The sequence below is a fragment of the Hyella patelloides LEGE 07179 genome (assembly GCF_900659865.1).
GTDB lineage: Bacteria > Cyanobacteriota > Cyanobacteriia > Cyanobacteriales > Xenococcaceae > Hyella > Hyella patelloides.
The window spans coordinates 1-21,194 of the sequence record NZ_LR213876.1; the positions used below are offsets into that span (position 1 = coordinate 1).

The following is a 21,194-nucleotide window of genomic DNA, read 5'->3' on the forward strand; positions in this document are numbered from 1 at the left end:
GGGCGTTGCTGATTTAGCGAACGAGTGCGCGACGGCGAAGCCGAGTCCTTTAGGGGTCTTGGGCGGGGCTTACAAGTTCTGCCGTGAAACGACAGAATCAGCCCCTTGGGTTTCCCTCAATGAGCAACTCGTTCAAGACAGGTATGAAACCGATAGGAATACTGTTCGTAGCTTAAAGCTCTAAGACGGGGCGTATCCCCATTCGAGGACAATGTAAACTCTTGGGGAAACACGGCGGTCACACGATTCTGGGGTTTCCCCAGAATACGCCACCTCCCCAAGAGACAGCCCCTCCTCTAAGCTTTAAGCCTCTTGAATATTAATAAAAAAGTAGAATTTTGCTGAATCATAACACCATGAGGCAACGCTTAATAATGATTGTGAAGGTAGTAAGGTGGGCATTGCCCACCTTACCAGTAATTAGAGAATTTTGATGATAAATTTTAAGCGTTAACTTCTACTGTTTGGGAACAAGCAGCACAAGCACAACCTAAATGATCGAAAATATCTTGAGCATCTTGGTTAGTTAATTGCCATAAGGAACTACTAACATTGAGATTCACTGGTTGCTCTACAGAAATATAAGTTGTTGGTGCTAACTTTTGATTAATAACAGGAGTCGCCAGTGCAGAATTAGCCGTTCCTAATAAACCGATAAAACTACTAAAAGCAGCAATTACACCCATTAAAAATTTAATCATTAATCTTTTGCCTATATAAATACTAAAGTTCACAGTAACATAAGCTAAATTATAACGTTGATGACGTTTGCTATTAGATTTTGTTCATTTTAATATTTCATCATTCACTAACTTTTGGCTACTCAAACGATGATGCATGGTTTTATTCCCCCAAAACGATACTTTTCCTACCTTACTTGGAAAGAAATTGCCGAAATGCCCAATAAAGAAAATGTTGTCATTATTCAACCCATTGGAGCGATTGAACAACATGGACATCATTTACCCATCGCTGTAGATTCTGCTATCAGCTTAGGAGTTTTAGGAAAGGCTTTATCACAATTAGATAAGACTATTCCTGCCTACGCTTTACCCTGTCTATACTATGGCAAATCTAACGAACATTATGGCTTCCCTGGTACTATTACTCTTTCTGCGGAGACACTATTATCTGTAATTAAAGAAATGGCAGCTAGTATCTACAGTGCGGGATTTCGTAAGCTGGTACTAATGAACTCTCACGGCGGACAACCTCAAATTATGGACATTGCAGCCAGAGATATCCATCAAGAGCATCCTGATTTTAATGTTTTTCCTTTCTTTACTTGGCGTGTACCCAATATTGCCCAAGAACTACTAACAGAAAAAGAATTAGAGTATGGTATTCATGCAGGGGATGCCGAAACTAGCCTAATGCTTTCTCTGCTACCAGAACAAGTCAAAATGGATTTGGCAGTCAAAGAATACCCTAGAAATCTTCCAGAAGAGAGCTTGCTAAGTATGGAAGGAAAACTACCCTTTGCCTGGCTAACTAAAGAAGTAAGTACCACTGGTGTGATGGGAGATGCCACAGTTGCTACTCAAGAAAAAGGCGATCGCATTTTAGCATCTTTGGCTGATGGTTGGATAGCTGTAATTGAAGATGTTTATAAGTTTCAAGGGTTGGCTAATTAAGAGTTATTTATTTTCTTGTACTTTAGAGTATATTTTAATTAGCTACTAGTTTCTAATAAATTTAGAATAAATTGACTATATTCATCTTTCATCGGTAACTCTAAATCTCGTTTAATTCTATTTCTATTGGTAACAATATCTTCTTCTGTTATTGGATTATATCCTACTTTTTGATATGACTCCCAATATAAGCCTGAACCTCTTTTTTCCCAAGACGGTAAATCATTATAATTAATGTTATGTTCAAATAGTAATTCATGCTTATCAGCTTGAGATAAACCACTCATCATAGAGGTAGCTTTTCTAGCTGAATATCCACCACGACGTAGACACCAATAACAGTGAGAACTGAGTGAATTACGATAAGCATCCTGTTGTCTCCAGCGAAAATAGTCTACCACTAAACTAATATTAGGTAGCTGAGAAATACGACAATCAAAACATCCCATATTACCCAATAAAAGAGAAAATTTAGCACTGGCTTCTGAAGCTAAAACAGAATTAAGCTTTCTCAATTTACGATTAAAAGTATCTTCTACTAAATCTAGAAGTAAAGAAATTTCGTCGCTCTGTGTATAGCCGTAGAGAACCTTAAAGCCACAAGTCATTAGATGCTCCACTGTAGTTAACATATAATCTCGAAACTGTTTGTCAAATGGGGCTTTAAACTGATGTTTTTCTTTTGTTAAACGAGTAAAATTACGTCCGTCCAATCTCGCTACCATATAAATACCTGGCAATACAGAATGGTCATGAGCAGTTTCATAGATCCGCATTATTTTATCTAGGATTTCAAACTGCATTCCATTCCTCAATAATAAATGAATTATTTTCCCCAATACTTACATAATATAGCTGTTCAAATCCTTCTGTATAACTAGGAATTTGCAATTTTTTATAAGTAGCTAAAAGACCAACAAGAGGTATTGAATTTTTGCGTTTTCTATTTCTGATCTTACATTCTTTTAGATTGGATTTAAAATAATAGCCAATAATCTTAAAACCTTTTTCTTGGGCAGGAATGATATAACGCTTTCTATCTTCTATAGTAGGATTTGTATTATCAATCACTAAAGATTGTTTGGCTTCTAAACAAGCATTAAATAGTATTTTTTCTCTGTGTCGAGTTTTTAGCATATCCAGATTGATCCGAATATGACTATTAATAAACTTTTCACGATATAAAGATGATTTCCCCACAGCTTGCAAACCAATAAAAATTATAGCTTCCATGTTAATAGACTGCAAAAAATTTTTTCTAAACTAATATTTTTATTCTGATTTTTGTAGCGATATTGTACATCGACATCGATTAAAACAAACTTAAGTTTAATTATTGCCTAGTTGTAATCAATTTTTTATCAAGCAAAAATGAGTGATGATCTTAGTAGCAATTTAACAGAAAAAGCGATCGCCAAGTAACCCAGATACTAAATTATGTGAAAAATGAGAATTTTTGAGGGCAATTTTCTCGTAGTGTAATAGGCTGTAGGCGTATAAATTATAAAAGGTGCAGGCTATTAATTATGTCTAATGGCTCTCTTGTAGAAGATCGAGATTACACACTAATCATTGATAAAAGTGGTAGTATGTCCGTTGGCGACCAAGTAGGGGGTAAAACTCGTTGGGAAGCAGCCCAAGAATCTACCCTGGCTTTGGCTAAAGAATGCGAACAATTTGACCCTGATGGAATTACAGTATATCTATTTTCTGGTCGTTTCCGTCGCTACGATAATGTCACTTCTGATAAAGTAACCCAGATTTATCAAGAAAATGAACCTATGGGGAAGACTGATTTAGCTAGCGTTCTCTCGGATGCTTTAGATGACTATATTCGACGCAAATCCGCAGGAGAAAGCAAACCCAATGGAGAAACCATTGTTGTTATCACTGATGGTGAACCAGATGATCGCAAAGCAGTCATGCGGGTGATTATTGAAGTCTCTCGTCAGTTAGATCGAGACGAAGAATTAGGGATTTCTCTGATTCAAGTAGGAAAAGATCCCAAAGTAACTCAGTATCTCAAGGCTTTAGACGATCAGTTAGAATCTGCTGGAGCAAAATTTGACATTGTAGATACTATCACTATGGATGAAATGGAAGATTTAACGTTAGCAGAAGTCCTCATGAAAGCAATTACAGATTAAATAAACAGACTCACAATACAATCTAGGGACGGTGTTTAAACAGTAAGCAGTAATCACTCATCAGTAAACGATTAAATACCAAAATTGATTGAGCACATTAAATCAAATAATTAATATTGATAACTGATTGTCAATTACCGATCGCTCAATATAGCCGTCCCTTTCGGACAAAAAGCTTAATTTTCCTGCAAAATTATCCGTCTAACGGTAGGCTGTACTAAGCTATTTAATTTGGTGCGAGGATAAATAATCTCTATGCGCGTTTTGTTGTTGTATCCTGAGTTTCCTCAAAGTTTCTGGTCATTTGAAAAAACCCTTGCTTTAGTTGGTCGAAAAGCATTGTTACCCCCTCTAGGGTTAATCACTGTAGCAGGTCTGTTACCTCAAGAATGGGAGTATAAGCTAGTAGATCGTAATATACGCCAGGTCACAGCAGCAGAATGGCAATGGGCAGAGTTGGTGCTACTTTCAGGTATGATTGTTCAAAAAGATGATATGCTGCTGGCAATTCAAGAAGCTCACGCCCATGATAAAAGAGTAGCTATTGGCGGTCCTTATGCAACATCTGTACCAGAAGATGTCGCCTCTGCTGACTATCTGATTTTGGATGAAGGGGAAATCACTATTCCCCTGTTTGTCGAAGCCATTTCTCAAGGTGAAACAAGCGGTAAATTTAGGTCAACAGAAAAAGCTGCGGTTACAGACACTCCTATACCCCGCTACGATTTATTAGATTTTGAAGCCTATGACAATATGTCAGTGCAGTTTTCCCGTGGTTGTCCTTTCCAATGCGAATTCTGCGATATTATTGTTCTCTATGGGCGTAAACCCCGTACCAAAGAACCAAAACAACTACTTAAAGAGTTAGACTATCTCTACGAACTGGGTTGGCGTAATGGTGTGTTTATGGTGGATGATAACTTTATCGGCAATAAACGCAATGTCAAGCTGTTGCTAAAAGAACTCAAAGAATGGATGCGAGAAAAAGACTATCCCTTTAGTTTTGATACCGAAGCCTCGGTAGATTTGGCAAAAGATGACGAATTATTGGATTTGATGGCAGAATGTAACTTTAAAAAAGTCTTTCTCGGCATTGAAACCCCAGACGAAGCCAGTCTTGCTTTAACCCAAAAATTCCAAAATACCCGCGATCCTCTCAGTGAGTCGGTAGATAAAATTACCCGCTATGGCTTGCAAGTAATGGCGGGCTTTATTATTGGTTTTGATAATGAAAAATCGGGTGCTGGCGATCGCATTGTCAGTTTTGTGGAGCAAACAGGAATCCCCATGGCAATGTTTAGTATGCTTCAAGCCTTACCCAATACTGCACTGTGGCATCGTTTAGAAAAAGAAGGACGTTTATTAGATCGAGGAGCGAATGTTAACCAAACTACCTTGATGAATTTTGTTCCTACTCGCCCGATTGAAGATATTGCCAACGAATACGTCAATGGTTTTTATCAGCTATACGATCCTAAAACTTACTTAGACCGAATCTTCCGCTATTTTATGATATTAGGTATTCCCAGACATTCTGGCAAACGTAAAATCGATAGTAAATCTATTAAAGCACTGTTAACAATCTGTTGGCGACAAGGAATCTTGCGAGATACTAGATGGAAATTTTGGGCGAATTTAGGGCGAATTTTGATGCGTAGTCCGAAACTTATACCTTTGTATTTAATAGCTTGTGCTTATTTAGAGCATTTTATCGAATACCGCCAAATTGTAACCGATAAAATCAACGTCCAATTAGAAGCGTATTTGGCAAGTCGTCCTAAAAGTATGGTGGCATGACCAGGAAAAGAAACAATTGATAACTTAAAAAAATAGCGACTCAAAAAGGGCGATCTTCTTCGGAATTGGCGATCGCGGCAGTGCCAGGCTTCGCCTGATCGCTGTGTGTGCAGTGGCAGCTTTTACGCTGTCTGCGCAGTTCAAAGCTCTGCGCGATCGTCGTCTCTCTCAAAAAAAGCGATCGCAAAATTCCGAGATCGCTCTGCTTGATTTTTCCCAACTAATATTTGACATTTTAATTAAGTCTAATTGGTAAAGAGTGCAGTCCCCGAATAACCCAATTAGATCGCCAGCTTAAAGAATAGGGTATAGGTGCGATTGAAGCATAGTTTTGAAAAAGTTGCTTATACACTTGTTGCACTTCCAAGCGACTTAAATGAATTCCAAGACAAAAGTGAATCCCTTGACCGAAAGCAATATGTGGATTTGGCTCTCTGGTTATATCCAATTGCTCTGGATTGATAAAAATCTTTTCGTCTCGATTAGCAGAACCTAAAACAGCAATTACTTTTTGTCCAGGGAGAATTTCTCGACCGTTGATAGTAACTTTTTCCAAACAAGTTCTAGCTGCGGTTGTTTGGGTCGGACTTTCAAAACGAAGAAATTCTTCCACAGCTTGGGGAATTAATTCAGGATTTTGCCGAAGTAAGTTGTGTTGCTCTGGAAATCTAAATAGGCACAATAAACTATTGGCAATTAGATTGCTAGTAGATTCAATACCAGCAAAAATAAATTGAACCAGATGAGCCACCAAGTCTTTTTCTGTGAGAAATTCTTGCGCTTTTTCAGGTAATAATTGAGTATTGATTGTTTCTCGTTCTTTGATCGTCCTGCGAAAGTAATTTGCTAATTGCTTCGTGGCTTCATCAGCTTGGGCGATTGCTTGAGGGTCGTTTTGTAAGGCTATCCCATCTGCGATCTTTTTTGACCAGATTTGAAATTGAGAAAGCTCTGTTTCAGCTATGCCTAATAGATCGGCAATAATTCTTGTTGTGATTGGAAAAGCAAAATCCTTGACAAAATCTATCTGAACTGGGGGAGAAAGAGAAGTAATGATCTCTGTAATTCTCTGAGAGATATGGGAGCGATAATTTTCTACCGATCTAGCTTGAAAGGCAGGGATAATTAAAGATTTAATTTGACCATGTTCGGGAGGATCTAAAGAAAAAAGCCACCTTTTACGAAGGGAAGAAGCAGAATCCACCCCTGTACTTTTTTGGCTTTCTGTTTTGCTTTCTGATGAAGCTCTAGCAAATAGGGAACTGTTTAAAAATGAGACCACATCCTCATAGTGAAATAAGTACCATGCACCTGGTAGTTTTGGTTTGATAGGTTTTCCCCAATGCACGGGATCGTTTTGACGGAAATACTTATAGATGGAATAAGGATCTTGCTTTAATTTTGGCGAAAATGGATCGAATTGTGTAGTCATAATCTGCTTTTAGCGAATTTTGCGGTCTGAGGGAATTCAAAGCGATCTCATTTTCCCATTTAGAACCCATTTGGGAGCTTTATAAAACCTATGGCGTTGCTGAATAGATTAATAAAAAGTAGATTATCTTTTCGTTTTAAATCACCGTACTTACTTAAGACATAATTTATACATACAATTTATTCTACTTAAATTCCGTGACTTTTCCCAATTACCCAATGACGACGGAAAAAGCGCGATAGTGTAGTTTCTTCTAAAGAGAGATAAATCGGTCTTCCGTGGGGACAAGTACGGGGATTGCGGGTATTTTGCCAGCGATCTAGGATATTTTGCATGGTTTTTAAGTTTAGCTCCGTACCATTACGAATTGCGGTGCGACAGGCGGTAGCTACTTGAGCGGTTTGTAAGTCTCCTCCCCAACTAAGTTCTAGTAAGGCATCTTGGCAATCTTCTCTGGTAGCTAGGGCTTCAGGGGCGTTTCTGACTGTCCATAATCCTTCGCCAAAGGGTTCAATATCAATGCCAATTTGTTGTAATTGTTCGATTTGAGATTTTTGCAGGTTATTTAACACAATTGGAGTATCTAAAGGAATAATTTGCCATTCGTCTTGTAATTGTTCGTAGAGTATTCTTTCATGAGCAATATGTTGTTCAATCAACCACATACCGTAAGAATGTTCGGCAACAATATAGGTTTTATTGACTTGAGCGATCGCTTTTAATTCTAAACTACCAATTTCATTCGTTGATTTTTGATCGGGAGAGGAAGAGCCAAATTCGTAATTTCCTGTTGCTTCGGCTGCTTTGAGTACCTGCTGAATTCTGCGATCGCCAAATGTTTGGGGAACACTACTATTATTTAGTTTTAATGCCTGTGCGATGGCATCACTAACCCTTTCTTGCCAATATTCGAGAGAATGTAAATAGATTTCTGCTTTTGCAGGGTGACGATTCCAATCTATCCCAGAAGGATCGAGATGGAGATGTAAAAAAGCTACAGGATAGCGATCGCGGGGTAAAGTTCTTGCCATTCCTGCAATGATAACTTGTTCTAATTCTGGGCAATGGACAACCCGACCATTTACTGCTACTTTAATCCAGTCTGCCTTATAACGATGTAGGCGATCGGGTAATCCTAAGATTAGTTCAATAGTTGCGGGTTGATGAATGTATTCTGGTTGATGGTTGATTGTTGTTTGTTGTTCGATTAATCTTAAATACTGCAAATCGCTGCTGCTTACTTTGCGGAGAAATTGGGGTAAGACTTGTTGGGCATTATTTCCCGAACTAAGATGAAACCACACCCGATCGTTTTGTTTGACTTGCCAAGTAATCTCAGGATGGCATAAAGCAAGATGCTGAATTAACCTTTGTACTGCTTTGAGTTGTCTTGATGGGGCTGGTAAACCCCGACGACGCACGGGTAATTGTCCAAAAATATTACTTGCAGTAACTATCGTCCCAGGAGCGATCGCAATAGCCTCTTCTGTAATAGCTGTTCCTTGTTGATAATCGACTTTCCAGCCTACAGCATCTAATCTACCCTTGAGACGACTATAAATAGCTAAATCTGCCACTTGAGAAATGCTGTGTAAAGCTTCTCCCCGAAAACCCAAACTGGTTATGTGCCATAAGTCTTTACTATTACGAATCTTACTAGTGCTGTGGGGGCTAGCACAGATTTTTAAGTCTTCCAAAGACATTCCTCTGCCATTATCTGCAACTTGTACTTGCCATAATTCGGGATACAAAGAAACACTTACTCTAGTAGCTTTGGCATCTAACGCATTTTCCACTAATTCTCTGACTACGGCGAGCAAAGAATCAATCACCTCTCCCGCAGCTATCAGATCGATTACTTCAGCAGGTAAAGTTTCAATAGACATAAAATCGTTGGCATTAGTTTGTGAACTGCCTGAAATACCTTATTAATCAATTAAGGGTTTTGGTAATATACCAAAACCCCAAAAAGTTTTTTACTACTTCATTTTAGAACAAGGATAATTGTTCAATTATTCATAATTTATTCTTCATCCCTCATCCTTATAGAGTTTCTGCGAGAGGTTGCCAATGGATATAGCGATCGCCACCTACTTCTAACACTACTTTGATTTTGGGTTCATTTTTGGGCAAATTAATTAAATACTCTTTTTCTTGGCGAGACAAGATCTGTCCTTCTATAATCCATAAAACTAAACCTTTAGAATTAGCAGGTAGGCTTTCTAGCTCATAATTAGCAATAGGTGGCACATAATAAATTTGACCAACGGCTGCATCTTGTCCAATAGTTTTTTTTCCCAAATGAGGAGGGCGTATACCATGTATTGTAGTGAGATAAGCAGCCAAATCGCCTAAACCCCTAGCCGTGATGTTCAGAGTTTGATATCCAGCAGCCCTCACCCGTCTTTGATAACGTCCTTCAATACCTCCCTCTAAAGGGACATATACTCCTAAAGCACCAGATTTTTCGAGATCGCGAATAAATGATTTACCAGTAATAATTAGTGCCATATGATTTTTACTAACTTACAAATTGCGCCTAGATTCCATTGTAAAGCGGTATCTTACGTTTATTAACACTTATATTTTAGATGATGCCAGACCTTCCTCAATCTGTGGCAAAAGCCCATAAGCTAATTAGTGAGCCAGAAAATTATCCAGGTTTAAAATCGCTACGCGATAGCTATAAGCTATCGGCTATAAGCTATTAGCTACAAGCTTGCATAGTGGGGGAATTAAACTCACCACGTAGCCTTCTTCCACTTATGGTATTGAAGTAAAAACTAATTGGTTAAATTACCGTCTTTCTTGGTGGGAAAAGCCTTCAGAAGATTGGCAACCACTATTGCTTTGGTTTCACAATACTATCGATTTTTTCGACGCAATTTTACCTAAAAAGAATTAAGCAAGATCGTGAGAGAAATGCTGAGTCATTTTTTTTGGTATCTCATAATTGTTTAATTTACTGATGATTTTGGGAAGACTAGGTTTATTGACCAAACTTAAATCATGATTTTCCCGTATTAAATCGATGAATCCTATCAGAGTTTTTACGATTGCCAAAAACAGCTTTCAAGAAGCGATCCGCGATCGCATTCTTTATTTTATTGGTTTCTTTTCTTTACTACTGATACTGGCACAAAGGATTATCCCCGAAATTGCTGCTGGTACTCACGAAAAAATCTTATTGGATTTTGGCATTGGTGCGATCTCTATTTTGAGTGTTGTAGTCGCCATTTTTACTGGTACGGCTATGATCAATAAGGAGATTGAAAAGCGAACTCTTTTGATGTTAATTCCCAAGCCAATTAGTAAAGCAGAATTAATTGTCGGCAAACATCTGGGTTTATGGGCAGTTTTGGTGGTTACTATTGCCATCATGATGACTATCTATTTGGGAATGTTAAGCTTCTCTGGCATTGAATATCCCACAAATGCTCTTTTAATTGCTGCGGTTTATCTGTTGATAGAATTAGCTCTGATTGTGGCTGTGGCTTTAGTGTTCGGTGTTTTTACCAGTTCTATTTTGGCGACTTTATTAAGCTTTGGTGTTTATTTAATGGGGCATTTTAGCCAAGATTTAGTAGAACTCGGCAAATTGAGCGAAAATCCCAGTATCGAACGTCTAACCACCAGTCTTTATTTGGTCTTACCAGACTTATCTCGACTGAATTTAAAAAATGATGCAGTCTATGGCTTATTACCCGATAGCGGAGAACTTATTAGTCATGGTCTTTATGGCTTGCTATATACTACTTTACTGTTAGTAATTGCAATCACAATTTTTTCTCAAAAAGAATTTTAGAATATTATCATTATGTATAAAATGCTATGGATTAATGTGTATTTTAAATGCTTCACCAATCACAATCTAGCCATATCGTGATAGATTTAGTATGGTTGGTGGAGGTTTATCCTAAATTGATATAAATTGGCGCATCTTCAGTAAAAACTAATAAGTATTTGCATTGACGATCTGCCAGTTCAAGCCCAAATTTAATAAACCCAGTTATTTTATGTCCAATACTGGATTAACTTTGCAGCTAGGAAAAAAGCCAGACGCTTTCTGTGACGCTCATCATTTACTAATCGTCACAGATAATAATCCTGTTTTCTTACAAGAAATAGAGCAAGTTTTGCAACAAATGACAGTTGAACTTAATTGTCATTCCGTAACCTGCGATCGCTATAGTCAAGCATTATCGGAATATCAATATGACTTGATTCTCTATAACTATTGTTCTAATAATAATAGTAATTCCTACTACCCAGAATCTACTCATGACTATAGTGTATCTCATCCCATTCCAGAATTAGCTTGGTGGTACGATTCATCTCCCAGGATTCCTTTAGTTTTGATTACAGAGCCTTTAGGGGATGAAATGGCGATCGCCTGTATCCAATCTGGTATAAATGCTTATGTATTGAGACATAAGCTGTCTAGCTTACCCGATATTTTAGAAACAAGATTAGTTAGTTGTATTCAACAACAATCTCAAACTTTCAAAAAATTATCGCAACAAATCAATCTACTAAAGCAAGAAATAATCAAGCTAAAAAATCAAAATTCTGAATTGAAAACGGCAGACAATAGTACCAATCAAGAATACTTTGCCCATCTTAATCACGACTTAAGAAGTCCTTTGGCTAATATTTTACAATTTGCCAGAATGCTCAAAGATGAAATCTATGGCAAATTAAATCCTAAACAAACAGAATATATTGCTGGCATTTTAACATCAGGAAATCATCTTTATGAATTAATTAACGACTATTTAGATATCGCTAAAATAGAAGCCAATCACGAAGAACTTTATCCAGATAAAGTTCCCGTAGAAGATGTGTGCGATGCATCTCTAGTAATGGTGCAAGGTAAAGCTAAAGAAAAAGAATTAGAATTAATTATAGATATCGCTGATGATATTGATTTTTGCTACGCAGATAGTTTACGCCTCAAGCAAATTCTGATTAATTTACTATCCAATGCGGTTAAATTTACAGAGCAAGGTTCAGTTACTCTACAGGTAAAAGCAACCTCAAAAATGCTACTGTTTTCCATCATTGATACAGGTATTGGCATCTCCAAAGAAGACTCAGCTAAACTGTTTCAACCCTTTCAACAAATTAACACCCCTCTCCATCGCCAACATAAAGGTACAGGTTTAGGATTAGCTTTATCTCGCAAACTTGCTCAACTCCACGGAGGCGATATTACCCTCACCTCAGAAGTAGGAAAAGGTAGTTGCTTTACTGTTTCTATTCCTGCTTTATAAATCATGGACAAACCTGGACTCTGCCAGATTAAACACTCATTACTTCCTGTTTCACAGTAGCAACGTCGGCGTTAACTACTCCACAGGCTTTAACGGACAAGCCGTCCGCATACCTAGCTAAGTTAATACTAGCGTTCCAATCTCTTGGCAAAAACACACCGCAGCTATTACAGGTAAACCATCTATCTGACAAGGTTAAATCTTGTTTGATATCTTGGCAATTCGAGCAAGTTTTAGAAGAAGGGAAAAACCTGTCAACGATGACTAATTCAGAACCGTACAAAGAGCATTTATACTCAAGCTGACGACGAAACTCATAGAATGCTTGGTCAGCGACAGCTTGGCTTAATTTGCGGTTAGCCAACATCCCAGAAACACACAAATCTTCAATCGCAACCTTAGACCAGGTTTTCGCAATATAACTGGTCATTTTATGAAGATAGTCACGACGGATATTGCTGATTCGACGATTAATCCGCGCTATTTTTAATTGTCACCTCAATCAGTAATTCAGTAATCAGTAGCGTCAAACAAAACAATATTGTTAGTAATTGTGGCTTATAACTCCTAACTTTTGTCGAGATTTCTTATTTTGCGTCTCTACGATTCCTGACATTACGACTCCTGACTTAATTTATTGTTATATTTTTGATATAGTCAGTTCAAAGCTTGAGAATGCCAACTTTAACCGCAGAAAAAAAATTAACACAATTACAAAAACTATTTTCTCAGATGGATCGGGCATTAATCGCCTATTCTGGAGGAGTCGATAGCACTTTAGTTGCGAAAATTGCCTATGATGTTTTGGGCGATCGCGCTTTAGCGGTTACTGCTGTTTCTCCTTCTCTATTACCAGAAGAATTAATTGATGCCGAGGAGCAAGCAGCCGAAATTGGGATTAAACAAGAGCTTGTAGAGACACAAGAGATGGATAACCCTGATTATACTTCTAACCCTGTTAATCGCTGCTATTTTTGTAAAAGCGAACTTCATGATACTCTCAAGCCATTAGCGATCGCTCGTGGTTATGGTTATGTGGTAGATGGTGTAAACGCTGACGATCTTCATGATTATCGCCCTGGTATTCAAGCAGCCAAAGAAAGGGGAGCGCGATCGCCTTTAGCAGAGTTAGGAGTTAGCAAACTAGAAGTGAGAGAAATTTCTCGTTTATTGAGGCTTAAATGGTGGGATAAACCCGCTCAACCCTGTTTAAGTTCTCGTTTTCCCTATGGAGAAGAAATTACTATTGCCAAGTTACAAAGAGTCGGTAGAGCCGAAGTATACTTGCGTAAACTAGGATACCAGAATTTGAGAGTGCGATCGCAAGAAGATACGGCAAAAATTGAATTACCACCAAATAAAATTAAACAGTTTGTGCAGAATATTGATTTGCCTGAGTTAGTAGCCAAATTTCAAGAGTTAGGTTTTCTCTATGTCACTCTGGATTTAGAAGGTTATCGTAGTGGTAAATTGAATCAAGTATTAGAAATTAAGAATTGAAAACTATTGCTATTGCTTCTGTCTTCAACTGTTGATTATTAGTAATACAAGCTATAATATAGAAGGTGACAACAATTGAATAAAAGGTACAACTGTGGTTGAAAGACTAAAAAGTTGGGAATCTCCTCGTAAAAGAGGGCGCAACTATAAAGGCAAAGGTGGTTCAGCTAGAGCTAGACAGTTAAGAAAGCGAGAAAAGTTACTCCGCAAAAAGCTCAAACAAAACCAAGACATTCAAGGCAAAAAACAAAACAAATCTCAAGAGGGGGAAATTATTCCTCCTCTATTTTTTTGTCATTCGTCTCAGATGTTAGATTCCCACCAATTCTTGAAAATCTTTGAGAAACTTCTGTAACTTGCTATCCTTTTTAACTAATTTTGCCAATGCACCCATTTGCCCTTTAATACGCATTTGGCGGAACATATCTACTGCAAATAGTTGCACCCATTCGGCAGTAGCTTTATCGCTTAACCAGTCAAAAGCATTGTAGGCTTGATTCGCATCAGTAGCTCTAACAGTTAAACCCGTGGTAGTGGCATATCTCACAGAAGGCTCTTCAGGAAAAGCGATCGCGTTACCTTTTCCCTGTAAGATCGGAGCTAAATTGGGCAGTGTTCTGTATAAAGTGATGTAAGCTGCAAATTCGGCTGCTGCACCTTCTCCTACTGCCGAAGCAATATCTAAACCAGTATAGTGTAATTGACTTGCCATTACCCAAGAGCGAGGGGAACACCAAGCGGGTTGCTGAGGAGCAAATTTGTGTAACAATGTGGAGCGATAAGAAAGAAACGCGATAATTTGTTCGTGTACTTGTTTTTCTAAAGCATAGATTTTAAAGCTCTCAAAATCCGCCTCTACCTGTAAGTGTAAAAATCTATTAGCTAAAGGTGCTGGCATATCAAACACCGCAGCCCGATCTTCTTTACGATTTCCCGCAGCCCATACATACCATTGTTCGGGAACAATATAAGAACCTACACGACGATCTAAAATTAATTGTTGTGCCACTCCTTGTAAGGCTGGCGGTGCCATATTCAATTCATCCATAAATAAAATACCCTTGCCTTCCCTGGGAAGAAATTCGGGGGGATACCATTTAGAAATACCGTCTTCGGCGACGGGTAAACCCCGCAAGTCTGTAGGGGCGAGTTGAGAAAGGCGCACATCTACAAAGTCTATATTATGTTGTTGGGCGATTTGAGAGACAATACTAGATTTACCAATTCCAGGCGCACCCCAAATCATCGTACTAATTTTGATGTTTTGGTTGACGAGTTGATTGAGATAGGCTTTTAGTTGGGTTGGTGTCATTTTTGATCGTAATTTTTTAATTGGTGGGGATAAGAAAAATATTGGCTCGGAGGTAGCAAGTAGGGGCGCAAGGCTTGCGCCCTTCAGATAGCAGTTTTAAAAGTGTTTTGAATGTCACAGATATTATTGTTTCTTACGCAAAAAGAAGTTTTATAGTATCCAAAAATTTTTAAATATTGAATCCAACCGATAAATCTATCTGTGTTTATCTGTGTTCATCTGTGGATAATTTTTATCTCGCGCAAAGACGCAAAGTCGCAAAGGAAGAACGCAGAGAGGTTTAATGTTTGCTTTCTAATTGTGCTTTTGCAGCAGCGCGAACTATTCGATTACCATCTTTTGCTAATCTTTTAATAATAGGAAGAGGTGTATTGGGATTTTGTGCAATGGCGTATCTTTCTAACCAACAATCTGATTTAGCATTTTGAGATAACAAAGATGGAGATATTTCAGAATGAAACAAAGAAATGAAGCGTATAAAAGAGAAACTATTTTTAGAACATTTAATAATATTTTCGGGAAATTGAATCAATTTTACTTTAGACTGTAAATCATTTATTTTTGTCTTTCTGCTGTATTTCCTGGCGTGTCTCAAATTCAATAAAAACTGTTGTAATTGTATGTCTATATTGTTGTCTCTATTATTTATAGCGTAGTATCTTAAAATTGATTTTACTAAAATTTTATCTTGATTCTGTGTATTATTATAAGCATGATTAATATGCAGTCTTGCCGATTCAGCTAATTTATTATTTGTACTATTAACAATATTATTTAGAATTTTATTGTTGGTAATAGAGTTAATTGTAAGAGCAAGTAATATTTCTTCATTAGATGATTTTACTGCCCATTCTATAAGCGATTGTGGAACAGATTCACATTTAAGCAAACTTTTTTTCGTAGCAAAAGGTAATTCTTCTATTAGATTCAGATTTTCTAGCGAAAGTAGATTAAAAATAGGATTATCTAATAGCTCTTCAGGAAACTCTGCACCTAAATTCAATAATATTTTTGTTGGTGTGTTCGGATTTTCTGCGACACTTTTGCGAGTTTGATAATCTTTATTTATTGCTAGTTCTCTTAATATTTCTGGTGCTGTGGTTTCATCTTTTGCTAGTTGTCTTGCTTGTTCGATATCCATAGAAATTGCTTAATAGATTGCATAAAAATTTAAAGGTAAGCGTCACACTATACTTAACTTATAATTCCCAAAAATCAGTTCTAATTAATCGATCGCTTTACCAACAAAGAATACAAACCATGTACTTTTTATTGATTTAAAAATCAATTAAGTTAATACTACTTCAATAATTGTTGTGTGGGTGTCATAGTAGTTTATAAAATATTATTGAGAGCGTTTTAAATTTATCCAGCGATCGCTTTTAATGCCCAACCGACAACAATTCCAATTCCTACAAAGCGCACTACCTGCCAAAATAGATCGGGTAATAAAAGACTTTCTAAATTTAGTTCTAAGTTTTCTAATTCTTTTTTAAGATGATGTAGTTGAGTCTTAATGGGTTCTTTTGCAGGATTATCGTTTTTTTGCAATTCTAGCTCTTGTTGCTGCTCAATTAGAACCGATTTGCGTTGCCAATCTTCTTTTATTTGCTGATAGCGAGTTTCTAATTCGTTTAAAGTTTGTTCTACTTCGGTTAGAGCTTGTTCTATTTCAAGATTATTTTCAGGATTGACGGGAGATTCACGGGAAGTCATCGTTAAAATTACAATTAAGGAAATATAGCTAAAAATCTCTACGATATTAACTCATGTCAGAAACTACTAAAGCATCTCCCGCAGAACAGCTACAAGATATTACTACTTTAGAATTGGCTCAAGAATTAGCTCAACGCTTGGCAATTTCTCATCGTGACTGGCATCGTCTTCAGGGCGATCGCAAAGCCCAAGCAGGACAACAATTAGCTTCTGCGATGATCTTTTTACTGAAAGACAAACCAGAATTAGCTCTCAATCATCTTCAACAAGCGACGGGATGGCTGGATAAATCCTTGAAAGCCCCTGGCTGTCCTGATAAAAAGTAGTGGGTAAGAGGTAAGAGGTAAGAGGCAAATTGTTTGATTTAGTGCTTGCTACTAATTCCTTTTACCTTCTCCCTTCGGGAGTAACGCCCTCAATTCTTTGCTTTTATGCCATCGCAGTTAGACAATAGAACTAGAAAGAGATCGCTGAAGAGTCTCAAGCTGCGAAAAATTTTTATTAAATAATGAAAAACTTGCTTGCTAAGTGGTGGAATTCCAGAGTACTTGCCACAAGCTCTGTAGATACCCGCTACGCATTGATAGAGGCTTGTGCCATCGGATTTTTTTCTGGTTTGACAGCCTTATTACTCAAGCAAGGGGTAGGTTTATTAGGGGGCTATCGTCTGGAATTAGCTCGTGCGTGGGGCGCGAGTTGGGCTTTACCTTTGATTGGATTGGTAATGGGATTTTTGGCTGGTTGGGCGGTGGAGTTGCTATCACCCGCAGCAGCAGGGGGCGGAATTCCCCAGGTAAAAGCAGCTTTGGCTCGTTACCCCATTAAATTAAATTTGCGAGTAGCCTTAGTAAAAACTTTAGGTACAATTTTTGTTTTGGGGGCTGGTTTAACCTTGGGTAGAAGAGGTCCTACGGTGCATATTGGAGCAGCCCTCGCAGCCCAAATTAGTAGTTGGCTACCTAATTCCCCCACAAATCGCCGTCAAACGATCGCAGCAGGAGCAGCAGCAGGGTTAGCAGCAGGTTTTAATACGCCAATTGCAGGGGTGCTGTTTGTCATTGAGGAGTTGATGCGGGATGCTTCTGGCTTGACTTTAGAAACAGCGATCGCAGCGTCTTTTACGGGAGCGGTAGTTTCACGATTGTTTAACTCTAGCGATCTCAATTTACCCCAAGTGTTACTGGATACTAATAGCAGAAGTAGTTTTGCGGTAGAAGAGATTCCTTTTTACTTGGTTTTGGGAATTCTTGCAGGAGTGCTGGGAGGGTTATTTAATCGTGGGATCATTTTTGGGGTACGTTGGAATCGTAAGCTTCCTATATCGATGCCGTTACGAGTCGGTTTAGCAGGTTTAATTTCAGGTTTAGTGATTGCTTTTTTACCTGAATTTTTTCGAGACAATACTGGGCTAAGGGAATTTGTGATTGCTGGAGAATTAACTTGGCAAATTACAGCGATCGCTTTTATGGCGCATTTTTTTCTGACTATATTGGCTTATAGTTCTGGTGCTCCTGGAGGTGTTTTTGCTCCTGCTTTGGTTTTGGGTTCGGCTTTGGGTTATTTAGTAGGCATGGCAGAAGTCAATCTCATTGGCACAGAATCATCCTATACTTTCGCTTTGGCTGGGATGGGAGCTTTTTTTACTTCCGTAGTTCGAGTACCTGTTACTGCCATTGTGATTGTCTTTGAGATGACGGCGGATTTTAATTTAGTGTTGCCTTTAATGATTAGCTGCGCGATCGCTTATATTACCGCCGAGGGGGTATCCCGTGGCTCTTTATACGAACATCTACTAGAAGTTAGTGGCATTGACTTTAAAGAAGAAACTCCTACTCGTGATTTTTTATCGCAACTCACTGCTTTTGATGTCATGGAATCTCAGGTAGAAACTCTTTCGAGCCAGATATCTATTAAAGAGACAATTGCTGCTATGTCGCAGTCTCATCATCGGGGCTTTCCTGTGGTGGATGATGGCAAACTGGTGGGTATTGTGACTCAATCAGATATCGCTGATGCTAGACGAGAAAATGCTGTGGGATTGTTGCACGATATTATGACTCCTCAGCCAATAACGGTTAATTCTAAGACTTCTTTAGCGGATGTTTTATATTTACTCAATCGTTATCAGTTATCTCGGCTACCCGTAACAGAAGGGAATAAATTAATAGGGATTATTACCCGCAGTGACATTATTAAAGCAGAAGCGAAACAATTACTGGGCGATCGCGAAATTTGTAAACAATCAGAGCCTTCTTATATTACCTATCAAACTCGTTCCCCCGCTACAGGAAGAGGACGTATTTTATTACCCGTTTCCAATCCTGAAAATGCTAAGCCATTAATGAACATCGCAATAGCAATAGCGAAATATCAAAAGTACGAGATTGAATGTTTGCAGGTAATTTGTGTCCCCAAATATATTTATCCTGCTCAAGCTAAAGTAAAAACTGGGGATGCTCGCCATTTAATGCAACGCCTAGAAAGATTAGGGCGCAAAAGCAATATTCCTGTTCATACCCAAGTGCGAATTGCTAACAATGTTTCCGCAGCTATTTTAGAAACTCTGATCCAAGAACAAATCTGCTTATTAATTACGGGATGGAGAGGAAAACATCTGACTCCAGAAAATATTTTTAGTAATGTAGTGGATACTTTAATTGAAAAAGCAACTTGCGATTTAGTACTAATTAAACTAGGTACATATAATAATTGTTTTCCCCAAAGTGTCGATAAAAAAGTCGGAAAATGGTTAATTCCGACAGCGGGGGGCAATAATATCCAACAATCAATTAAAATTTTACCTGGTTTAGCTAGTTTATATAACTCTGCTCACACTCCCAAAGTTACCCTGTGTCAAGTTTATACACCAAATCAAGGAGCATTTAACTTTTATAGTATTCGGAAATTAGCAAAAGCGATCGCCAATAACACGAATCTGGCAGTAAAAGCTCTTCCTATTAGGGCTTATTCTGTCCCAGAAGCTATTCTTCGTCTCCATAACGCAGAAAAATATGATTTAGTGGTCTTAGGTGCTAGTAGTGAAGGAATGCTGCAAAATGTGATGTCGGGCAATATTCCTAAAGAGATTGTTCGCAAAGTTTCCACAACGGTAATTATTGTCCGTAGTGGACACAAAATAGGGACGTAGCATACTACATCCCTGAACCATAAATTGCTGGGTTTTTGTTCGAGTAAAAACTAGATCGACCCTTTTACTCTGAGATTTTTAATCTTTTTTATGCAATGCCGTTTATTGTTCAGTTAACTCAGGATATTTTTCTGCAAAATAATTAGTCAAGAAGGTATTAACCAAAGATAATACTACTGGTGCGATTAGAAATGCACCTAATCCAGCTACTCTAAATCCTGGAACAAAAGCTGAGGCTAACCAAAAACACAAGCCATTGACAACTAAAGAAAATGCACCGAGAGTTAGAATAGTTGCAGGGAGAGACAACAAAGAAATAACTGGCTTGATTCCCACATTAACAACCCCAATTACCACAGCTGCAATCATTGCTGCGGGGAAGTTAGCCAGGTTAACTCCTGGGAAAATAATATCAACTACTAATAAACTAAGGGCAGTAGCAAGTATTGTTAAAAGCTTGCCTAACATAATATTTTCTCCTTGAAATTGATGTTTTTTAAGATTTACGATTAATCTGATAACATTCATTTTCTTCTTTTATTGTACTGGGGACATCTCTTAAAAGATATATTTTTCTGACCAATTAACCCCCATAAAAGCATAAAAAATACTTAATCATATAACCTGGGATAGAGGACAAAATCCTAATAAAATTAGGATACTAATAGATACTTACGTATAAAAAAATAGCTAAAATCTTACCATGAATATTATTCAGATTGTTGCTTCAATTTTATTGCCACCTTTAGGAGTGTTTTTAGCCACAGGTGTTAGCTCTGCATTAATTATTAATATAGTTCTCACTTTGCTGGGTTGGATACCAGGAGTAATTCATGCTTTATGGATACTATCTAAACAGTCCGAACAAGCAAATGTTTAAATAGCATCCCTATTAGAAATTTATCGGCTTTCCCAATTTACTTGAATACTTTCCTAATGGAGTGCCAAAGCTCTTGTAAAAGCTTTTTGATTTGCTTTTCTTTTCGAGCTACTGCACTCCATGCTTCCCCGAAGGAAAACATAGACACTCACTCTCTCAGACTTCCATAATGTAAGGGTTGTGAGCCGACAGTTTTTGACCAATGTTACCAAAATTCTCCCGAAAGCAAGTACTTTGATACTGTTTTTTAGCGACAAAATAGGGGAATTTTGTACAGCATTTGGGGGCTTCAACAAACTAACTCCAATAGCAACTAAATAGATTACTAAACAATACGAGCATCGCTTCCGCGTCT

The 21,194-nt window shown here is 37.9% G+C and carries 22 protein-coding genes; 11 read left to right on the forward strand and 11 right to left on the reverse strand.

What is annotated here, in order from left to right:
* Window positions 1–184: hypothetical protein (locus H1P_RS37505; RefSeq protein WP_222427097.1), on the forward strand; the 184-nt coding region annotated here is incomplete at its 5' end.
* A 259-nt stretch (window positions 185–443) separates the two neighbouring features.
* On the opposite strand, the gene H1P_RS17325 is transcribed toward H1P_RS37505, so the two are convergent.
* Window positions 444–701, reverse strand: a complete 258-nt coding sequence (locus H1P_RS17325) for a hypothetical protein (protein ID WP_144869627.1) — start codon at window positions 699–701, stop codon at window positions 444–446.
* 129 nt (window positions 702–830) lie between these two features.
* Between H1P_RS17325 and H1P_RS17330 the strand changes: the two genes are divergently transcribed.
* Window positions 831–1,634: a creatininase family protein gene (locus H1P_RS17330; RefSeq protein ID WP_144869665.1), complete on the forward strand. Its 804-nt coding sequence runs from the start codon at window positions 831–833 to the stop codon at window positions 1,632–1,634.
* 38 nt (window positions 1,635–1,672) lie between these two features.
* On the opposite strand, the gene H1P_RS17335 is transcribed toward H1P_RS17330, so the two are convergent.
* Window positions 1,673–2,437 carry a tRNA(His) guanylyltransferase Thg1 family protein gene (locus tag H1P_RS17335; protein ID WP_144869629.1) on the reverse strand — a complete coding sequence of 255 codons (765 nt, stop codon included), beginning with the start codon at window positions 2,435–2,437 and terminating at the stop codon, window positions 1,673–1,675.
* Window positions 2,427–2,867, reverse strand: a complete 441-nt coding sequence (locus H1P_RS17340) for an AAA family ATPase (RefSeq protein WP_144869631.1) — start codon at window positions 2,865–2,867, stop codon at window positions 2,427–2,429. Before H1P_RS17340 ends, H1P_RS17335 begins: the two co-directional genes overlap by 11 nt.
* A 293-nt stretch (window positions 2,868–3,160) precedes the next feature.
* On the opposite strand from H1P_RS17340, the gene H1P_RS17345 reads away from it, so the two are divergent.
* Complete coding sequence (locus H1P_RS17345) at window positions 3,161–3,781, forward strand: vWA domain-containing protein (RefSeq protein ID WP_144869633.1); 621 nt, start codon at window positions 3,161–3,163, stop codon at window positions 3,779–3,781.
* A gap of 255 nt (window positions 3,782–4,036) precedes the next feature.
* Window positions 4,037–5,578, forward strand: coding sequence for a B12-binding domain-containing radical SAM protein (locus H1P_RS17350; protein WP_144869635.1), 1,542 nt, complete (start codon window positions 4,037–4,039; stop codon window positions 5,576–5,578).
* Window positions 5,579–5,813: 235 nt separating this feature from the next.
* On the opposite strand, the gene H1P_RS17355 is transcribed toward H1P_RS17350, so the two are convergent.
* From H1P_RS17355 to ndhN, 3 genes are all read right to left on the reverse strand, one after another.
* A complete protein-coding gene (locus tag H1P_RS17355) occupies window positions 5,814–7,010 on the reverse strand; it encodes a cytochrome P450 (RefSeq protein ID WP_144869637.1) in 1,197 nt (398 codons plus the stop codon).
* A gap of 188 nt (window positions 7,011–7,198) precedes the next feature.
* Window positions 7,199–8,896, reverse strand: coding sequence for a DNA mismatch repair endonuclease MutL (mutL, locus tag H1P_RS17360; RefSeq protein WP_144869639.1), 1,698 nt, complete (start codon window positions 8,894–8,896; stop codon window positions 7,199–7,201).
* 157 nt (window positions 8,897–9,053) lie between these two features.
* Window positions 9,054–9,521: an NAD(P)H-quinone oxidoreductase subunit N gene (gene ndhN / locus H1P_RS17365; protein ID WP_144869641.1), complete on the reverse strand. Its 468-nt coding sequence runs from the start codon at window positions 9,519–9,521 to the stop codon at window positions 9,054–9,056.
* Between the two features lie 520 nt (window positions 9,522–10,041).
* Between ndhN and H1P_RS17370 the strand changes: the two genes are divergently transcribed.
* Window positions 10,042–10,815 (forward strand): ABC transporter permease, encoded by a 774-nt coding sequence (locus H1P_RS17370; RefSeq protein WP_144869643.1) that lies wholly within the window; start codon window positions 10,042–10,044, stop codon window positions 10,813–10,815.
* Between the two features lie 211 nt (window positions 10,816–11,026).
* On the forward strand, window positions 11,027–12,283 hold the full coding sequence (locus H1P_RS17375; RefSeq protein ID WP_144869645.1) for a sensor histidine kinase: 1,257 nt from the start codon (window positions 11,027–11,029) through the stop codon (window positions 12,281–12,283).
* Window positions 12,284–12,311: 28 nt separating this feature from the next.
* Here the strand turns inward: H1P_RS17375 and H1P_RS17380 are convergent, their stop codons facing one another.
* Window positions 12,312–12,767 carry an RNA-guided endonuclease TnpB family protein gene (locus tag H1P_RS17380; RefSeq protein ID WP_144869647.1) on the reverse strand — a complete coding sequence of 152 codons (456 nt, stop codon included), beginning with the start codon at window positions 12,765–12,767 and terminating at the stop codon, window positions 12,312–12,314.
* A 191-nt stretch (window positions 12,768–12,958) separates the two neighbouring features.
* On the opposite strand from H1P_RS17380, the gene larE reads away from it, so the two are divergent.
* A complete protein-coding gene (gene larE, locus H1P_RS17385; protein ID WP_144869649.1) occupies window positions 12,959–13,783 on the forward strand; it encodes an ATP-dependent sacrificial sulfur transferase LarE in 825 nt (274 codons plus the stop codon).
* Window positions 13,784–13,877: 94 nt separating this feature from the next.
* A complete protein-coding gene (locus H1P_RS17390; RefSeq protein WP_144869651.1) occupies window positions 13,878–14,138 on the forward strand; it encodes a hypothetical protein in 261 nt (86 codons plus the stop codon).
* Here the strand turns inward: H1P_RS17390 and H1P_RS17395 are convergent.
* The 3 genes from H1P_RS17395 to H1P_RS17405 all read right to left on the reverse strand — a co-directional run bounded on the left by H1P_RS17395 (window position 14,094) and on the right by H1P_RS17405 (window position 16,811).
* Window positions 14,094–15,095 carry an AAA family ATPase gene (locus tag H1P_RS17395; protein WP_144869653.1) on the reverse strand — a complete coding sequence of 334 codons (1,002 nt, stop codon included), beginning with the start codon at window positions 15,093–15,095 and terminating at the stop codon, window positions 14,094–14,096. The two genes, H1P_RS17390 and H1P_RS17395, sit on opposite strands and share 45 nt — an antisense overlap.
* A 280-nt stretch (window positions 15,096–15,375) precedes the next feature.
* On the reverse strand, window positions 15,376–16,236 hold the full coding sequence (locus H1P_RS17400) for a hypothetical protein (protein ID WP_144869656.1): 861 nt from the start codon (window positions 16,234–16,236) through the stop codon (window positions 15,376–15,378).
* 224 nt (window positions 16,237–16,460) lie between these two features.
* Window positions 16,461–16,811 (reverse strand): sll0565 family protein, encoded by a 351-nt coding sequence (locus tag H1P_RS17405; protein WP_144869658.1) that lies wholly within the window; start codon window positions 16,809–16,811, stop codon window positions 16,461–16,463.
* 53 nt (window positions 16,812–16,864) lie between these two features.
* Here H1P_RS17405 and H1P_RS17410 point away from each other — a divergent pair, with 53 nt between their 5' ends.
* Both H1P_RS17410 and H1P_RS17415 read left to right on the forward strand, forming a co-directional pair.
* On the forward strand, window positions 16,865–17,137 hold the full coding sequence (locus tag H1P_RS17410) for a DUF6439 family protein (RefSeq protein ID WP_144869659.1): 273 nt from the start codon (window positions 16,865–16,867) through the stop codon (window positions 17,135–17,137).
* A 182-nt stretch (window positions 17,138–17,319) separates the two neighbouring features.
* Window positions 17,320–19,959: a chloride channel protein gene (locus H1P_RS17415; RefSeq protein WP_144869661.1), complete on the forward strand. Its 2,640-nt coding sequence runs from the start codon at window positions 17,320–17,322 to the stop codon at window positions 19,957–19,959.
* 102 nt (window positions 19,960–20,061) lie between these two features.
* Here H1P_RS17415 and H1P_RS17420 read toward each other — a convergent pair whose 3' ends face one another.
* Window positions 20,062–20,427 carry a phage holin family protein gene (locus H1P_RS17420; RefSeq protein ID WP_144869666.1) on the reverse strand — a complete coding sequence of 122 codons (366 nt, stop codon included), beginning with the start codon at window positions 20,425–20,427 and terminating at the stop codon, window positions 20,062–20,064.
* 235 nt (window positions 20,428–20,662) lie between these two features.
* Here H1P_RS17420 and H1P_RS17425 point away from each other — a divergent pair, with 235 nt between their 5' ends.
* Complete coding sequence (locus tag H1P_RS17425; protein WP_144869663.1) at window positions 20,663–20,839, forward strand: YqaE/Pmp3 family membrane protein; 177 nt, start codon at window positions 20,663–20,665, stop codon at window positions 20,837–20,839.
* Window positions 20,840–21,194 lie beyond the last annotated feature (355 nt).

Excerpts from the sequence above, each read along its gene's own strand:
- larE (WP_144869649.1), top strand. The coding sequence starts at position 12,959 with ATGCCAACTTTAACCGCAGAAAAAAAATTAACACAATTACAAAAACTA.
- H1P_RS17420 (WP_144869666.1), bottom strand. The coding sequence starts at position 20,427 with ATGTTAGGCAAGCTTTTAACAATACTTGCTACTGCCCTTAGTTTATTA.
- H1P_RS17350 (WP_144869635.1), top strand. The coding sequence starts at position 4,037 with ATGCGCGTTTTGTTGTTGTATCCTGAGTTTCCTCAAAGTTTCTGGTCA.
- H1P_RS17425 (WP_144869663.1), top strand. The coding sequence starts at position 20,663 with ATGAATATTATTCAGATTGTTGCTTCAATTTTATTGCCACCTTTAGGA.
- H1P_RS17345 (WP_144869633.1), top strand. The coding sequence starts at position 3,161 with ATGTCTAATGGCTCTCTTGTAGAAGATCGAGATTACACACTAATCATT.
- mutL (WP_144869639.1), bottom strand. The coding sequence starts at position 8,896 with ATGTCTATTGAAACTTTACCTGCTGAAGTAATCGATCTGATAGCTGCG.
- H1P_RS17330 (WP_144869665.1), top strand. The coding sequence starts at position 831 with ATGATGCATGGTTTTATTCCCCCAAAACGATACTTTTCCTACCTTACT.
- H1P_RS17340 (WP_144869631.1), bottom strand. The coding sequence starts at position 2,867 with ATGGAAGCTATAATTTTTATTGGTTTGCAAGCTGTGGGGAAATCATCT.
- H1P_RS17370 (WP_144869643.1), top strand. The coding sequence starts at position 10,042 with ATGAATCCTATCAGAGTTTTTACGATTGCCAAAAACAGCTTTCAAGAA.
- H1P_RS17325 (WP_144869627.1), bottom strand. The coding sequence starts at position 701 with ATGATTAAATTTTTAATGGGTGTAATTGCTGCTTTTAGTAGTTTTATC.
- ndhN (WP_144869641.1), bottom strand. The coding sequence starts at position 9,521 with ATGGCACTAATTATTACTGGTAAATCATTTATTCGCGATCTCGAAAAA.
- H1P_RS17355 (WP_144869637.1), bottom strand. The coding sequence starts at position 7,010 with ATGACTACACAATTCGATCCATTTTCGCCAAAATTAAAGCAAGATCCT.
- H1P_RS17400 (WP_144869656.1), bottom strand. The coding sequence starts at position 16,236 with ATGGATATCGAACAAGCAAGACAACTAGCAAAAGATGAAACCACAGCA.
- H1P_RS17405 (WP_144869658.1), bottom strand. The coding sequence starts at position 16,811 with ATGACTTCCCGTGAATCTCCCGTCAATCCTGAAAATAATCTTGAAATA.
- H1P_RS17410 (WP_144869659.1), top strand. The coding sequence starts at position 16,865 with ATGTCAGAAACTACTAAAGCATCTCCCGCAGAACAGCTACAAGATATT.
- H1P_RS17395 (WP_144869653.1), bottom strand. The coding sequence starts at position 15,095 with ATGACACCAACCCAACTAAAAGCCTATCTCAATCAACTCGTCAACCAA.
- H1P_RS17335 (WP_144869629.1), bottom strand. The coding sequence starts at position 2,437 with ATGCAGTTTGAAATCCTAGATAAAATAATGCGGATCTATGAAACTGCT.
- H1P_RS17415 (WP_144869661.1), top strand. The coding sequence starts at position 17,320 with ATGAAAAACTTGCTTGCTAAGTGGTGGAATTCCAGAGTACTTGCCACA.
- H1P_RS17375 (WP_144869645.1), top strand. The coding sequence starts at position 11,027 with ATGTCCAATACTGGATTAACTTTGCAGCTAGGAAAAAAGCCAGACGCT.